Below are 15,394 nucleotides of genomic sequence, written 5' to 3'. Positions count from 1 at the left end.
TCTATCAGAGAATTCTGATATCCTCCACACGGACGTGAATTCCGTCCTTCTTCTGAAGTACCATGTTCACAAGTGCTGTGTGTGCAAGATCGATCATGCAGTATCCGGGAAGGAAATACTGCCTGATTCCCAGGATGGGTGGCCGTTTTATCGGCTCTGCAATCCCTTCAAATGCATGGACATGGTAGGCTTGTACATCATGTGCCTCTTCTGACCGGGCTGCCAGAGGGCCGACAGTATGGCACTCAAGTACTCCGGTAACCGGGTTTGCAGAGAGGACCCTGAGTGCGTGATAGAGCGGACAACCAGGGCCGGCAGGTCTTCCAGTTATCAGATCACCAGCCTTGATATCCCATTTCTCCACAAGATCGGCTCTGAAGGGAACCACAAACTTCCGGGCAGACGGCTCTCCGGGAAAGGCTTTGATTACAAAGTCATACTCCTTTCCTGCGACATCAACTCCGGAATAGGAGACCGTTCTGGCAGTATGCTCTGATGGAGCCACTGAATACGGACAGTCCTCCTTTGAACGGTCACCTGTTGAGAGTGCCCTTGAGAAATCATCGCATGTGGAATAACCACATGCACCACAATCTCTCCCTGGCGGATGCCAGACCATCTCTTCAGTCACCCCGGTAGATCGGATCTGCATTGTCAAGGGTTCTGATGACACCAAAGTGGTTCTTCCATCCGATCTCCTTCTTGCCGATGCAGACCGTGCACACCCCAAGGGGAGGAGTTCCCCGGAGCGTTACAGTTCCGGCATCTTCCACATCCGGGAAATCTCTGATCTTGTTTATCAGGAACCGAAGCCCTGAACCCTGGAGTGCATTGGTCTCGATGATCTCGATATCGGGTGATGCAGAGAGAATTCCCTCGCGGTACACCTCTTTCTCTGCCTGCGATACAAGATCGACCTTGGTAACCACTGCAACATCAGCGAGGGCAATCATGGGAGCCATCTTGAGGGGAGCCTTGCTTCCCGATACTGCAGAAAGAACAACCACCCCGAGAGACTGGGTTGTGTATGGAGTACAACGCAGACAGAGCCCTGCACTCTCCACAATCAGGAGATCAGAATCAACCGCAACCGCCCAGGCAAGGGCATCAGCCAGGACGAGAATTCCCATATGATCCGGGCAGACATCGCCGGAGTAGGTCTTACGGGTCGGAATCCCAAACTCTTCCCTGAGTTCCTCATCCTCAAAAGCTCGAACCACATCGATCTTCAGGTACGACGGCTTGAATTTTGAAGAGAGTTCCTTGATCACCTGTCTGATGACTGCAGTCTTTCCAACGCTCGGGGGTCCTGCAACGATGAGAAGCTTCATGCTGCCACCTTGGTTCCTGTAGCAATTACTGGTGCATCAGAAAACTGCTCACCATCTCGCACTTTTTCCCTGATTTCAGATACAAACTCATCGATATCAGAGAGTCTTCTGACCAGATTCTGTTCAGATCCTGACGGATAAATGACCTCACGGACAGCACCGTTCTTCATCACAATCCTCCGATCAGTACTCAGGGCAAGCAGCGGATCATGCGTCACCAGGATAACGGCACGACGATGTTCTTTGATCCGGGAGATGACCCGCTCTTTTGCAATTCCTGCATTCTCTACCTCGTCAAGAAGAAGAATCGGAGCATCACCAATTCTGATAGCATCTGCGATGAAGAGCGAACGCGTCTGTCCACCTGAAAGGGCCGTCATCCGGTAATGTGGCTGGATCTTCTCGCCTGTAAACTCGTTGGCAAGTTCAATCGTGTCCAGGACGAGAGACTCGTTGGCAATCCCCCGTGCCTTCATGTGAAGCGAGAGAAAATCAACGACCTTGAGGTCTGCAATACAACGGTTATTCTGAGTGATCATAACAATCGGTTTCTTTGCCGGATTTCGCACCATCTCTTCAGGTGGCTCGGCTCCATTGATCCTGATTGTCCTTCGTGTGATGGTATCCCCCTGTGCAAGAACTTCTATATCATTAATGAAGGCAGATTTGCCTGATCCGGTTGATCCGACAATGGAGACGGTGTCACCCGGTTGAATATCGATCCGCGTAAAGAATTCCTGCTGACCATCCTTACTCAGGCCTGGCAGGATCGTGATGATAAACCTCTGGAGGGATTCCATGAAGTACCCTCTATGTCAGGCTATTTAAGAAGAAAGAAACAGGCAACAGAATATTAATACTTTAAGCAAAATATGTTTTTAATATCATCCCTATTAAACTAAACTAGTAAAATAATAGGTAATTTTTGAGAATATATGACCCTCAATCAGACATGTGACGTCAGAAACGAGAGTAAAGAATCATGCGAGTGTTAACGCCTTGATTATCATAACAAGGGCAATAGTGCCAATAGATACACCAAGCATCCACCTGATGAGATCGGCGGTGAGATAAGGGGAGAGCCGGACACCAATTGCTCCTCCAATCAGTACTCCGGTGGCAGTACTGAGAAGAAACGGGATACTTACATGGCCCATCAGAAGACTGGTTGCGGCTGCACCTGATGAGGTAAAGATTATGGATGCCAGCGAGATGACGACCGCATTATGAATCTGAACCTTCCTGCTGATGAGGGCAGGGACAAAGATGATCCCGCCGGAAATGCCGGTTAGACCGCTGACAAGACCTCCAAGACAACCGGTTGCATATAAGAAAAGAGCGCTCATTCTCCTGGTCCTGACTATTTTTGCAGAATCTGATGATGCTGAACTGCTTGATTGATGAGAGAGGAACTCCAGGAGTACAGGCCAGATAGTGAGTCTCCCTGCCATGATCAGAAGAAATATTCCAAATATCCCGATGAGTGATCCACCAGAGAGATACTGGGTACAATATGAACCAATCACCGCTGAAGGAAGGGAGAAGAGAACAATTCGGAGGATAACCGACAGATGTGCCTTCGCTGACTCTAGTTGAAACAAAGTAGCAGAGAGGGTGGTACATATGGTAGCTGTAATACTGGTACCAATGGCAATCTCTGGAGCAAGCCCAAACAACAGCGTATACATCGGAACAAGAATAAATCCCCCACCAAGACCCACAAGTGCAGAGAAGATACCAACAAATACAGAGCTGATTCCTGCAAGGATGAGATCACTGGAGAGTAGTATCATAATAGTTCTGGCATTGAAATATTGTGATCATCGGCAGGGTCAGGAAAAACACCCGATTTCAAAACCGGAGGAGAAGGATAAGATCCATCCGGCCATATATAATGTAAAGGCGTCTGATCCGAGGTAACGTATGGCATAGATACGTCCAGCAACACGACCTGTACGAACGATCGGTTGGTTATGGGTAGATGATCCCGGGGGTCCAGTCCGGTATCACCCTGAGAGGCGTGATGTTCTGTGATGAGTGAAAACTTATCTCCGGTGACAGTACCGTCCTCTGACAAGTTCCCACGGGTAGACATATGCAATCATGTTATCTCCTGTATCCAGGGAGGATACCGGAGAATCATGGATGGATGATGTTTTTACACCCGTCCTGGATCTTACATAATTCATGAAATCTCCCCTAGGATTCACGATTGTGAACACACTATATTGATCCTTCCCAGACATAATAGAGCCAGTATCGGCAGTTCTTACCAGGATCTCTGTCAAAAGTGCCGTTTGCCATAGGTTCATTCAATATACAGAGAAATACATCACCACACTAGTACCTTGAGCGGAGATGTACCAGATTTATGATCTCGATCCTGTTGGTAGACGATGAGCCAGTCCTTTTGGATCTGGGATCCTTCTACCTGACCCAGCGTGAACATTTCACCGTTGACACTGCTTCTAATGGAAAGGAAGCACTGGAGCGGCTTGAAAAGCATCCATATCAGATCGTTGTCTCTGATTACGACATGCCATACATGAATGGTATCGAACTGCTCAGAGAAGTCAAGAAACGTTCACCAAACCAGCCATTTATCATCTTCACCGGAAAAGGACGCGAAGAGGTGGTCATTGACGCACTGAACCTTGGTGCAGACTTCTATCTCCAGAAAGGTGGTGAGCCCAAGGCTCAGTACACCGAACTGGCACACAAATGCCGGAGAGCGACCGAGCGAAGACAGGCACAGGATCAGATTCGCCACCTTGCAAGGCTGTATTCCCTCCTTTCACGGGTCAACAAGGCAGTATACCAGATAAGGACGCGTGACGATCTCATCAGGGAAGTCTGCCAGATCGCAATCGAACAGGGAGGATTCAAGGTAGCATCAGTCTGTATGCTCCATCCGGTAACCAACCTCACGGAGATTGCGGCATATGCTACCTCACCAGAGATTCCCAAAAAGACAGCAGAACCCTTCATCAGCCCGGAATCAGTGCCTACGCTTCATACACTGAAAGAGGGCAGGTTTCATGTATGCTCAGACAACCGGCGGTATCCACATGAAGAGCAGTATGGCCGTGCTCTCTGTGCTGTAGGTTTTCTCACCAGTGCTTCATTCCCACTCCGCGTAAGCGACGGTCTGATCGGGGTACTCACACTCCATTCCGATGAGGCAGACTTCTTTAGTGAAGAGGAGGTGTTGCTCATGATGGAGATAACCGAGAGTCTCTCCCTCGCATTTGAACTCATGGTACAGGAGCGTGAGAAAGAGAAGGTCGTAGACAGGCTGAACATGATGCTCAGTGCGATTGAAAGTGACAATGATGCCTTCTTTCTGATTGATACACAAGGAACAATTCAGTATGCAAATCTGGCGGCCCAGAGGATTGCATCAAAAAGCAAAAATATCCATGCAGGCCTGCAGAACATCACTGACACCGGGCTGCTGACCACTGGGGAGATTCATCAGTTGGTAGCCAATATCCCAAATTCAGACACCGGTACTGAAAAAAGTGGTATCAATCTATCAGAAAAGACAGACAAGGTGCCTGGCTTGTCAGTCAGACCATTTGACCATGATGGTTCCCGGTTCTACCTGGTTCACCTAAAGTAGGAAGAACCGGATATAAGGTTTACTCCTGCTTTATAAGTGCTACAATATATCCGGCAGTCTTGAAATTTGGCCGTTCTTCTTTCTGGACCAACTGGTAAAAGTCACAGTTCAGACAGTTTCCAAGTTTCTGTGCATGGGTTCCCTGTACCTTGCCCCCACACAGGGTGCCGGTTATTGCCCAGCATGCACGACCGCCTTTTGAACCGCTATTTACTCCGTCAACCCGTGACTCGACCGCAGCCGGACAGACACCAAACTCCGCTGCCTTTTCACCACCAGGTTGACGACCACACTTCTTAAAATCCCAACAGTTAGTTTTCATCCGTTATTCCTCACAACCTAGTAATTAATACCGCGAACGCTCAATTCCAGGGATTATATCATCCATAAAGAAAATAACCTATTACTCTTCGTCTCTGATGAGATTCAGGATATAGCCGGCTGTCTTAAAGTTCGGCCGTTCTTCTTTTTGAACTACCTGGTAGAAGTCACAGTTCAGGCAGTTCCCCATCTTTGACGCATGGGTTCCCTGTACCTTTCCACCACAGAATGTTCCGGTTATCGCCCAGCATGCACGACCACCGTTTGATCCACTGTTAACCCCGTTAGTACGCGATTCGACTGCAGCGGGACAGACACCAAGATCCTTTACCTTTTCCCCGCCAGGTTGGCGACCACACTTCTTGAAATCCCAACAGTTCTGCTTACTCATGATTATCTCCTGAAATCTTCAGATCTGGTTGCTTGTGATCTCTTTCGGCTTCGGAAAACCTTCGCACGCCTGATTGAAGAGATACATGCCCCTTATGTTGCTTCTCAAAATGTGAATAGATCTGCGATGCGGCAATTTCGGCTGAAATTGTACAAACCTCTTTTGCGTACATACATAGATGAGAATTATGAAAAGAACAAAAAACTGAAGAATATCAGGTACGAAACATGGGGATGAGGGGCGACCCCTCGACCGGTTCAACCCATGATCACCGGACGGACGAGATCCGCAATGCTGTAAAGGCTCTGCCGGGCGTCTATGTAACTGAGACGCTCTTTGAGCAACGCATTGGTCTTCAGACGCCTGATTGCATAACGCACTGTCCGCGGAGGCAGTCTGGTTTTTTCGATAATGTCTTTCTGGGTGAGTGGCTCACCCGTCTCGAGCACCTTAAACACCAGTTTTGCTGATGGAGGCAAGTGTTCGATAGTTATCTCGTCATAATGTTCTGCCTCAGTAGAGGCAAAAACGATCCCTTCTCGTCATAGTGACTATACATATGTTGAATCCAGGAGTAGATAAATCTTCACAATTGTGAATCGGGATTCATACAATATCATGCCTCGTACCCGAGATACCTTCCCCAGTCCCACGGGCGTCTAAAATCTAATAAATCCAAATTTCCAGGATTATTACCCAGATGTACTCCATCATCCCCTGGGGGGACCAACATATCAACCTGTTCAACTGACTGAAAAGAACGCGGACGGCATCCCTTTGTTCTCATATCAGACGGCCCCTCCGACCAGCCAGAAAGCAGCGGAGGTATTGAGACAATTCATCACAAGGATGGTTGAACAGAAAAAGAAAAAGAGGGTGGTGATATGGCGATTCTTACCCATATTCATACGACTCATCATCAGAGATCCCGACCAGGAATGAGATCACATCCGGTACATGGGAGACACATCGTCCTCGCATGGAGCGGGGAAAGATTATAATCCTCCAGTATCTTCTTCAAAGACTGGGCAAGATGATACAGACGCTCAGCAGAAGGCCGGGATGCTCCTTCAAGAGGATAGTCCGGGTTGACGGAGATCGCTCTGAGTACCGGTAACACTCCGATTGATGCCAGATTTTGAGCACCTAATATGACTGTCTCATCAGACTCTCCAAGCCCGATGATCATGTTTGAACTTACACGGTTTTTTCCATAGATCGGGACTGCATGTTTGAGTTCGTTCAGAATATGATCGAGTCCGAGATCCGGACAGAACCGGGAGAAGAGAACAGGATCCATCGTTTCAACATTGTATTTAATCTCGTGGGCCCCTGCGGCGTAGAGCTCTTCTGAACTGCCCGGAGTGGGATATACCGAGACCCCTATCGGAACGTCATACTCCCTGACAAGGTCTTTTACAAGACCTTTCATCCGATCCAGTTCCTTCTCCGGTGTTTCGGTGACACCGCCAGTGAGTGAGATAGCCCTGAGATCGCCGGAGAGATAGACCTGATCGATCATGGAGAGTATCTGTTCACGACTTTTTATCTGTCCGTTCAGGCGAGGAACCGGACAGAAGGCACAATGAAACGCACACTGTTCTGAAACGGTGATATATGCCTGCTGTGGACAATGGGCTCCGACCGGTTCAAGTGAACCTTTCGCAAGAATCTCCCCATTTCTCTCAATAACCACCCCTCCGTTCTCCTTTCGTATCCGGAGCGGACTCTCATTTTGTATGAAAAAATCCTTTTCATCAGTCCTGTCTGGGGCCCCCAACGGGGCACCGTTGGGGTTTTTAATCGATACCCTGACCCTTCGTTTTCCGTCTGTGAAGAAGACTGATCGTCCCCCGGCTCCCGGACCGGCTGTCGATCTCCCCACATACTCCTCAGTCTGGAGTTCAGGATCAACCATGGCATGACCGATACTGATGAGGGTAGCTTTGTCCCATGGAGTCAATTCAGTTGTAATGTACATCACACCTTAATTCTGAATCACCAAATAATCCGGTCAACACCGGGTTCATACAGTACCTGTATATCTATGGGAAGAAGAGAAGAGTGATGCCGGCAATTACTGCCGCATCGATGAATTATTTTTTGGGGGCAGGTTTTGCAAAAGAAGCAAGCCGGGCAGCTTCGCCTGGATCTTCCACCTTTAGAACAAAGGTTCCGTGACATGGTTTCACGTATGGGAAAATAAGAAAGACTCCGTCGGTGCCCACAGCAATCGGTGGTGGTCCGATGATGCCTTCGCCAAATAACTTTGTTCCGGGTTCAATATGGTAAACCCGGGGACATAATTTTGAGATGAACTCACGACATTCCTGGAAGGTAAGACCCTTCGCAAGAACCTCATACGTCAGTTCTTCGATGCAGCCCATCCTAGAACCTCACTCATCTTCTTTCGAAGGGGCATCGGGTTGTGAACCGCAACCTCTACGATGGTCTCACCTTCATACTCGATAAGCTTCGCAATCTCTTCAGCCTCTCTCCCGAAGACGATGGTGATAAATCGGGCTTCTGGAAGCAGGTACCGCATCGTTGCAGCATACGAAATTCCTGCATCACTGTGGGCAAACGCGAGACAGAGCTCGTACTTCTCACCCTTATCAGTGATATCCTCAACCGCTTTTTCCAGGGTAGTCATGGTGGATATGTAATGCTTCTCGGGATCTGATGTCATCAGAAGCTTCATGACTGCAGGGTTGCCTGCTATGAGAGGAGAATAACCGGTTTTCCTCAGTTGGTAGGTAGTGAAGACCGCAAGAGAGTTCTGAACCGGAACCTCGGGGCAGCCAAGTACGACCAGGGCTTTTTTCTCTTCTGCTTCGGTCATAAATATCGTAATAATCAGAAGGAGATTTCAGGATTTAAGTGATGCCCAGATCCTGGAGTCCATCACGTGATTGTCCTGTGATATCGTGATTGTATGCAAATTCTCAATTGTGAACGCAGATGAAACCAGCCTCCGGATGAGATACTGATTAGATATTTTCTTTATGGTAAACAAATTGTCCAGATAATTATACAATAAGGGCATAATTGTTGCCTCAATAATACGGATTATAGGATCCTCATGGAATATGATCCCTGGAACATGAGACAAGAGAAGAACGTTACCAAGGCAACGTCATGGATAGTGCTTGCATTCAGTCTCGCACTGCTCATGGTTGCTCTGCCGGTTGCTGCCGAAGATGCAAAAGCAAAAGATGTTGTAACCATCGGGTATCAACCAAGCACCCATCAGATTGCATTTACAACGGCATATCAGAAGGGATATTATAATGAAACTCTCTCTCCTCTCGGAGTAAAAGAAGTCAAGGCATATAGTTTCCCAACCGGAGCACCTGAAATTCAGGCACTTCTCGCAGGAGATATCGACGTTGCATATGTCGGATCTGCACCATTTGTAACAGGGGTCGCCAACGGTCTTCATGCAAAGATCATCGCTGCAGTAAACACTCAGGGATCTGATCTGGTTCTGAAAAAGGATCTACCATATACCAGTCCTGCTGATTTGAAAGGTCTCAAGATTGCAACATTCCCGGCAGGAACGATACAGGACACTCTCCTTCGCGACTGGCTCAAGAAGAACGGTCTTGATGCAGACAAAGATGTTGAGATCGTTCCTCTCGGACCTGGTGATGCCATTACTGCATTCCTTGCTGGAAAGGTAGATGCTGCATTCCTGCCACATCCGTCACCTGTTACTATTGAAGATTCAGGAGCAGGAAAGATCATTGTTCATTCTGGTGAGATAGAGGCGGACCATTCATGCTGTGTACTTGTCGCAACAGATGATGTCATCAAAAACAACCCTGAAATCGTGGAGCAGGTTCTCAAGGCACATCTGAAAGCAACCGAGTATAACGCTGCAAACCAGGAAGAGGCTGCCAAACATCTGAGTGAACTGACCGGACTGGATCCATCAATCATTCAGAAGTCATTTGATGAATGGGACGGTCAATTTGTATCAGATCCAGCAAAGATTACAACGTCAGTTGAAAACTTTGCAAACGTCCAGAAGGACCTTGGATACATCAAGAACCCGGTCAGTGAGAAGGAACTCTTTGATACCGGTTTCTGGGATAAAGTCAAGGCTTAATATCCAAACTTTTTACAACCTTTTTTACTTTCGTAATAGAATCGGACACCCATACCCGGATTGCTGCCAGAAAAATCAGGTACATCCTGCAAGTGTTGCAATTGAACCATCCCGGATTCAGGGCTGGCTTATCCAGGAATATGTTCGTAAAACCTTAAACAACAGGCATTATGTTAGTATTATCTGATCTCTGTTGGAGGATAAAGCCCAACATATTTACTTTATCTCTTCCCATATTCGGGTATGGATACCGGGCTTCTGGTTGACTCTGTAACACTGTTTGAGATGGTTTCAGTAGTGATGGTCATTGCGTACCTCTTTAGCAGAAGCCGGTTTTATCAGGAAGTACTCGAGCATCGCCCGACAATTGTAACTCAGGGTATTCTCGTGCTGATATTTGGTATCCTCTCGATATACGGGATGTCCAGCGGAGTAAATTACTACGGTGCTGTGGTAAACATCCGGGATCTCGGTCCAATCATCGGGGGTCTCTCCTGCGGTCCTTTCGTAGGTATCGGAGCGGGTATCATCGGGGCATGTTACCGGTTATCGGTTGGGGGGGCAAATGTTTATGCCGCGGCCTTAGGACCCCTCATCTCCGGAGTCTGTAGTGGTATCATCTTCCTGATTTATAAACGGGAGATCGTATCAACACGGAATGCGATCATCGCCACAATAGGGATTGAGTTAGGGGTCTCAATCCTTGCACTTATAATACGGGCGATGGGAGGATCAACCTCTACGATTCTGACAGTATTCGTAAATGTAGCACTTCCAATGATCTGCCTGACTGCCATAGCAGCAGGAATCTTTACCTTTATTATACACAATCTCATCAGAGAACGCCAGGTTCAGGCAGAAAAAGAGAAACTTGAACAGGAGATAGCCAAAAAAGAGGCTGAACTCAGCATAGCAGCAGACATCCAGAAAAGTTTCCTCCCGGACTCCCTGCCCAATTTCCCTAAATACGAGATGGCAGGAAAGAGTATCCCAGCCAAGGAGGTCGGCGGTGACTTCTTTGATTTCATGCCGCTCGAACTGATCCCATTCTCAAAAAGCCAGATGGGTATCATGATCGCAGATGTTGCTGGAAAAGGTGTCCCAGCTGCTTTATTCATGGCCCTTTCGCGGATCGTGATCCGGATCAGTGCATTATGGTTTAAAAACTGTGCTGAGGCCATTGCGTTCGCCAACCCGGTGATAACTCATGACTCAAAGACAGGGATGTTTGTAACTCTCTTCCTGGGAATCCTTGACAACGAGACGATGACCATGTCGTATGTGAATGCCGGTCACAACCCCCCTCTTGTAATCAGGGCAGGAACCGATACCATTGAAGAGTTAAAACCAACAGGGATTGCAATAGGGGTAATCGAGGATATCGCCTTTGATCAGGATTCCATTCATCTCTATGACGGTGATGTGATTGTTCTGTATACAGACGGAGTAACTGAAGCGATCAACACAAAAACAGAAGAGTTCGGAGTCCCACGACTTATCAAGACAATACAGGACTCAGTCTCACTTCCTTCCCAGGAGATCGTGGATACCATTGTCACAAGGGTTTCAGACTTTTGTGGAACACAGCCACAACATGATGATATCACTCTGCTGGTCATCAAAGTCCATAATTCATAAGGAACCTTCATGAATTCACTGATGAGAGTGCGACTCAACACCGTACTGGATGAAGGATCATTCGTACCCCTCATCAGATCTGAAGATACCGAGTTGGTCGGCGGAACCGGATGTATTGATGGCAGAAAGGTCTGCATTATCGCCATCAACCCGGTAGCTTCAGTTCCGCTTGATCCTTTTGAAGTTCTCCAGGATGAACTGGCACTCCTTGAATACGCAGAAGAGCACCATCTACCGGTCATCCACCTTGCTGACCGGCCAGGACGGGTGCCAATGAGCACCACCGCCATCCCGCTCTCAATTATGAGGACATATATTGAGCCGAGAGGTGTCGGCAGTGTCTTCACAAAATTTGCACGATTGTCAGGAGTGGTTCCCCGCATTGCAGTTGTGTTCAGCCCGATTGCAACAACCCTGACATACCCGGTTGCTGAGTGCGATGTTGTCCTGATGACAAAAGCATCAGGGATGTCCCTTGCCCGCCCGGATATGCAGCATCTTATGACCGGAGAGGCTGCGTCATACGAGGCATACGGGGGGGCAGAGATGCATGCAACGGTGTCGGGAACCTGTGATATCTTATGTGATACTCCGGATGATGCTCTTCAGGCGGTCAAAAGAACCCTCCACTCGTTTCCATCATGGTACAGGGAGAGACCACCGTTATGTAAGCCTCGAAATCCTGATCCTGATGCCCGGCTTCCTTCTCCCCTGACGCTCGCATATCCGTATTCGCGGTTTGATATGCACGATCTCATTAAGACGTTCATCGATCAGGATACTTTTCTGGAGCACAGAGCCCTCTATGCAAGTGAACTCATCACAGGGTTTGCAAGGGTGAACGGCATGACTCTTGGGATTATTGCAAACAATTCCCTGCACAAAGGGGGCATCCTCTTCTCAGAAACCTGCATAAAACTTGCCTCGTTTGCCTCGTTGTGCAATTCATTCAACATCCCTCTCTTATTCCTTGCTGACCTGCCCGGGTTCATGGTAGGAAAGGAATCAGAATGTTCAGGGATCATTCATCATGGCGCTCTTGTCTTCTCCACGCTTGCCAACCTCTCAGTACCAAAGATCTGTATCATAGTCAGAAAGGCGTATACTGCAGGGCTGTATGCCATGTGCGGGACCGGGTTTGAACCTGACCGGCTGCTGGCATTTCCTGATGCAGAACTGACCATATACGGAACAAGAGCAGCGTCCAAACTGGCAGAAGAGAGCGGCCTTACTCCGGATGAGATTAAAGCAGTCGAAAAGGCTGTAAAAGCAACTGCAGATCCCAGACGTCACGCTGAATCAGGGTGTATAGATGGAATAATCGAACCTGATAAGGTGCGGGTTGAGGTATCAGATCTTCTTGAGCATGCGTATTCTGTTCCATTAAACCGGACGTATCCTAGACGGGTACTCTGCCTGTAAGCCTTTTTTACCTTTTTTAGAACTCTCCAGGAAGGAATGTAATAAGACCTGAGGGTCTTCGGATCTTTGAAAATTGTTCTGACATCGGGAGGATAGATATGTTCTCCTTCATCGTTAAACCGCATATTGATATACATAAGGATTGAAGATGGTGAGAAGGTGATGGTACAAACCCAAGGTTAATGCTCCAGTCAGACGCAAAAACAGGGAGACAATGAAACTTATCTTTCCTGATGGGCATGATGCAGAGGTTGCTTCAGAAGGCCGGACAATAGAAACGATTATTCTGGACCTAGGACTCAACCCGCTCGAACTTCTCGTCTCACGGGATGGTGAGATCATCCCCGAAGACACAATCGGAAATGAGAGCGATACCATCAGGCTCATCAGGATATCCCATGGAGGGTAAGCGACCGGTCTGCTCACACTGCCAGAGCCGGGCTGTGTATCTGGATAGGGAGAGCGGAGCCCATCTCTGCAGCCGTCATCTCAAAGAGTCGGTTGAGTCCAGAGTTTTGAGCAGGCTCATGCAGGAGGAACCTCTCCCGGAGATCATCGGGGTTGCATTCAGTGGGGGGAAGGATAGTACGGCTCTTCTCGCAGTTCTTGCATCCCTGAAAGAGAGGATTCCATCACGGCTGATTGCACTCACTGTTGACGAAGGGATCAGCGGGTACCGGGAGGATACCATCAGACATGCGAAGGATGTATGCACCAGACTTAACGTCGAGCACAGGATCATCAGTTTCACCCGGCTGTATGGCAGGAGTCTTGATGAGATTCTGAAGAGTTCCAACCGAAAAGCATGTACTGTCTGTGGAATTCTCAGAAGGCGGGCACTTGAGGTGTTAGCTGAAGAAGAGGGAGTCCATCTCATTGTAACCGGTCATAACCAGGATGATCATGCCCAGACGACGCTCATGAATGCCTTCTCTGCTGATATCAAAAAAGTGTTTGCGGGCTCAGGGAGTACATCCCGGTTTGCACGCCGGATCAAACCGTTTGCAGCGGTGAGCGAGAGAGAGGTGACACTCTATGCAATCGTCTCTGATCTCTTCATGGACCTTCCCGAATGCCCGTATGCAGGGGAGGCTCTCAGGGGAGAAGTCAGGAGACTCCTGAACAGGTTTGAGCAGGAACATCCGGGTTCGATGAGAAACCTTGCTCGTGTCGAGGAGAATATCAGAGCCCGGTTGCATAATAAAGTCAAGAAAACACCAATGGAGACGTGTAAGGTCTGTGGATGGCCCGGCTCCGGGGATGTCTGCCAGGTCTGCTTGTTGCTTAATGAGAATGTAGCAATAACCAGAACTGACTTACAGACCTAACCATAGCATTCTCAAACCCCTTCCACAATCTCCCTGACACCCTCAACCAGCGTCTGAATCTCTTCTTCTGTATTATAAATGTACAAACTTGCCCGCACCGTCCCGTCAGGAAGCCCCAGATATTGCATAAGCGGCATGCAACAGTGATGCCCTGATCTCACAATGACCGTGTCCTGATCATCCAGAATATGGGCAACTTCATGAGGGTGCAAACCCTCAACGATAAACGAAACAACCCCAATCCGATTCTCTCCTTCAGGAGGTCCGATGATACTGACCCCTTCGATTCCTGACAAGCCGGAGAGCAACGTGCCGGTAAGAACTCTCTCATGAGCTTCAATCTCATTCATCCCGATGGCATTCAGATACTTCACCGCTGCCCTGAGCCCGAGTGCACCTGAAATATTGGGAGTGCCAGCCTCGTACTTCGAATACCCTGATGCAACGAGGTACCCGTCGGTGGTAACATCATCGATCATTCCCCCGCCGAGAAGCAGAGGCTCCAGGGTATCCTCCGCCATCCAGAGGATACCGGTTCCGGTAGGGCCGAGCATCTTGTGACCTGAAAAACAGAGATAGTCACATCCGATATCTTTTACATCGGTCTTCATATGGGGAACAGACTGGGCGCCATCCACAAGGGAGAGGGCATTATGATCATGGGCGATCTCTGCAATCTCTTTCACCGGATGAACACTACCAAGGACATTGGAGGCATGGCTGACGGCGACAAGCCGGGTATTTCTGGTTATCGCAGAGGAAACATCGTCAGTTGTAATCCCTGCCGTAGGAGTTGAAGGAGCGATCACCTTCACGATGACACCCTTTTCCCGAAGGGCATACCATGGAAGCAGGTTGGAGTGATGATCAGTGACCGTGGTGATGATCTCGTCACCCGGTCTGAAGATCAGACCGTGGGAGACCATGTTGATCGCCTCGGTACAGTTCCTGACAAAGACCGGTGTTCCACCTTCCCCGCCGATGAACCGGTTCACAGTCTCATGGGCGTCCCAGTAGAGCTGGCCTGCGATCTGTGAGAGCCGGTGCACTCCCCGTCCCACATTGGCACGGTAATGGGTCTCATACTCCACCATTGCATCGATGACCGGCTGCGGGGAAAGGCTCGTTGAGGCATTGTCAAGGTAGATGACCTCCCGGGTGAGAGGGATCTCCTGCCTGATCCGGTCGATGTTCATCTGATCTGATATCCTCCCATGATGTACTACCATG

Annotated in this window: 18 protein-coding genes; 7 read left to right on the top strand and 11 right to left on the bottom strand. The window is 48.7% G+C overall.

Annotated features, from left to right (window positions below; genetic code table 11):
* Positions 1 to 4: 4 nt before the first annotated feature.
* From ACHZA2_RS10450 to ACHZA2_RS10430, 5 genes are all read right to left on the bottom strand, one after another.
* Positions 5 to 652 (bottom strand): (Fe-S)-binding protein, encoded by a 648-nt coding sequence (locus ACHZA2_RS10450; RefSeq protein WP_319579648.1) that lies wholly within the window; start codon positions 650 to 652, stop codon positions 5 to 7.
* Positions 624 to 1,331: a GTP-binding protein gene (locus ACHZA2_RS10445; RefSeq protein WP_319579647.1), complete on the bottom strand. Its 708-nt coding sequence runs from the start codon at positions 1,329 to 1,331 to the stop codon at positions 624 to 626. The genes ACHZA2_RS10450 and ACHZA2_RS10445 overlap by 29 nt, the downstream gene beginning before the upstream one ends.
* Positions 1,328 to 2,131, bottom strand: a complete 804-nt coding sequence (locus ACHZA2_RS10440) for an ATP-binding cassette domain-containing protein (protein ID WP_319579646.1) — start codon at positions 2,129 to 2,131, stop codon at positions 1,328 to 1,330. Before ACHZA2_RS10440 ends, ACHZA2_RS10445 begins: the two co-directional genes overlap by 4 nt.
* A gap of 180 nt (positions 2,132 to 2,311) precedes the next feature.
* On the bottom strand, positions 2,312 to 3,124 hold the full coding sequence (locus tag ACHZA2_RS10435) for a sulfite exporter TauE/SafE family protein (protein ID WP_319579645.1): 813 nt from the start codon (positions 3,122 to 3,124) through the stop codon (positions 2,312 to 2,314).
* 252 nt (positions 3,125 to 3,376) lie between these two features.
* Positions 3,377 to 3,520, bottom strand: coding sequence for a hypothetical protein (locus ACHZA2_RS10430; protein WP_319579644.1), 144 nt, complete (start codon positions 3,518 to 3,520; stop codon positions 3,377 to 3,379).
* Between the two features lie 182 nt (positions 3,521 to 3,702).
* Between ACHZA2_RS10430 and ACHZA2_RS10425 the strand changes: the two genes are divergently transcribed.
* Positions 3,703 to 4,953: a response regulator gene (locus ACHZA2_RS10425; RefSeq protein ID WP_319579643.1), complete on the top strand. Its 1,251-nt coding sequence runs from the start codon at positions 3,703 to 3,705 to the stop codon at positions 4,951 to 4,953.
* Between the two features lie 19 nt (positions 4,954 to 4,972).
* Here ACHZA2_RS10425 and ACHZA2_RS10420 read toward each other — a convergent pair whose 3' ends face one another.
* The gene (locus ACHZA2_RS10420) at positions 4,973 to 5,275 is read right to left on the bottom strand and encodes a two-CW domain-containing protein (protein WP_319579642.1); all 303 of its coding nucleotides are present in this window, start codon (positions 5,273 to 5,275) and stop codon (positions 4,973 to 4,975) included.
* 81 nt (positions 5,276 to 5,356) lie between these two features.
* Positions 5,357 to 5,665, bottom strand: coding sequence for a two-CW domain-containing protein (locus ACHZA2_RS10415; protein ID WP_319579641.1), 309 nt, complete (start codon positions 5,663 to 5,665; stop codon positions 5,357 to 5,359).
* A 227-nt stretch (positions 5,666 to 5,892) separates the two neighbouring features.
* On the opposite strand from ACHZA2_RS10415, the gene ACHZA2_RS10410 reads away from it, so the two are divergent.
* Positions 5,893 to 6,135: a hypothetical protein gene (locus tag ACHZA2_RS10410; protein WP_319579640.1), complete on the top strand. Its 243-nt coding sequence runs from the start codon at positions 5,893 to 5,895 to the stop codon at positions 6,133 to 6,135.
* A 449-nt stretch (positions 6,136 to 6,584) separates the two neighbouring features.
* On the opposite strand, the gene ACHZA2_RS10405 is transcribed toward ACHZA2_RS10410, so the two are convergent.
* The 3 genes from ACHZA2_RS10405 to ACHZA2_RS10395 all read right to left on the bottom strand — a co-directional run bounded on the left by ACHZA2_RS10405 (position 6,585) and on the right by ACHZA2_RS10395 (position 8,507).
* Positions 6,585 to 7,646 carry a radical SAM protein gene (locus tag ACHZA2_RS10405; protein WP_319579639.1) on the bottom strand — a complete coding sequence of 354 codons (1,062 nt, stop codon included), beginning with the start codon at positions 7,644 to 7,646 and terminating at the stop codon, positions 6,585 to 6,587.
* A gap of 115 nt (positions 7,647 to 7,761) precedes the next feature.
* Entirely contained in the window at positions 7,762 to 8,052 is a 291-nt protein-coding gene (locus tag ACHZA2_RS10400) for a DUF1894 domain-containing protein (RefSeq protein ID WP_319579638.1), read from the bottom strand.
* Positions 8,031 to 8,507 carry a DUF1890 domain-containing protein gene (locus ACHZA2_RS10395; protein ID WP_319579637.1) on the bottom strand — a complete coding sequence of 159 codons (477 nt, stop codon included), beginning with the start codon at positions 8,505 to 8,507 and terminating at the stop codon, positions 8,031 to 8,033. Before ACHZA2_RS10395 ends, ACHZA2_RS10400 begins: the two co-directional genes overlap by 22 nt.
* Positions 8,508 to 8,768: 261 nt before the next feature.
* Here ACHZA2_RS10395 and ACHZA2_RS10390 point away from each other — a divergent pair, with 261 nt between their 5' ends.
* The 5 genes from ACHZA2_RS10390 (at position 8,769) to ACHZA2_RS10370 (ending at position 14,164) form a co-directional block, all read left to right on the top strand.
* Positions 8,769 to 9,776: an ABC transporter substrate-binding protein gene (locus ACHZA2_RS10390; protein ID WP_319579636.1), complete on the top strand. Its 1,008-nt coding sequence runs from the start codon at positions 8,769 to 8,771 to the stop codon at positions 9,774 to 9,776.
* A gap of 243 nt (positions 9,777 to 10,019) precedes the next feature.
* Complete coding sequence (locus tag ACHZA2_RS10385) at positions 10,020 to 11,414, top strand: SpoIIE family protein phosphatase (protein WP_319538863.1); 1,395 nt, start codon at positions 10,020 to 10,022, stop codon at positions 11,412 to 11,414.
* Between the two features lie 9 nt (positions 11,415 to 11,423).
* Positions 11,424 to 12,836: a carboxyl transferase domain-containing protein gene (locus ACHZA2_RS10380; protein WP_319579635.1), complete on the top strand. Its 1,413-nt coding sequence runs from the start codon at positions 11,424 to 11,426 to the stop codon at positions 12,834 to 12,836.
* Positions 12,837 to 13,050: 214 nt separating this feature from the next.
* On the top strand, positions 13,051 to 13,245 hold the full coding sequence (locus tag ACHZA2_RS10375) for a thiamine S protein (RefSeq protein ID WP_319538865.1): 195 nt from the start codon (positions 13,051 to 13,053) through the stop codon (positions 13,243 to 13,245).
* On the top strand, positions 13,235 to 14,164 hold the full coding sequence (locus ACHZA2_RS10370) for a TIGR00269 family protein (protein ID WP_319579634.1): 930 nt from the start codon (positions 13,235 to 13,237) through the stop codon (positions 14,162 to 14,164). Before ACHZA2_RS10375 ends, ACHZA2_RS10370 begins: the two co-directional genes overlap by 11 nt.
* 11 nt (positions 14,165 to 14,175) lie before the next feature.
* Here the strand turns inward: ACHZA2_RS10370 and ACHZA2_RS10365 are convergent, their stop codons facing one another.
* Positions 14,176 to 15,393, bottom strand: coding sequence for a cysteine desulfurase (locus ACHZA2_RS10365; protein WP_319579633.1), 1,218 nt, complete (start codon positions 15,391 to 15,393; stop codon positions 14,176 to 14,178).
* Position 15,394: the final 1 nt, after the last annotated feature.

This window comes from uncultured Methanospirillum sp. (assembly GCF_963668415.2).
GTDB lineage: Archaea > Halobacteriota > Methanomicrobia > Methanomicrobiales > Methanospirillaceae > Methanospirillum.
Note: the sequence above shows the minus strand (reverse complement) of the source record. Positions and strands in the feature narration are given on the sequence as shown.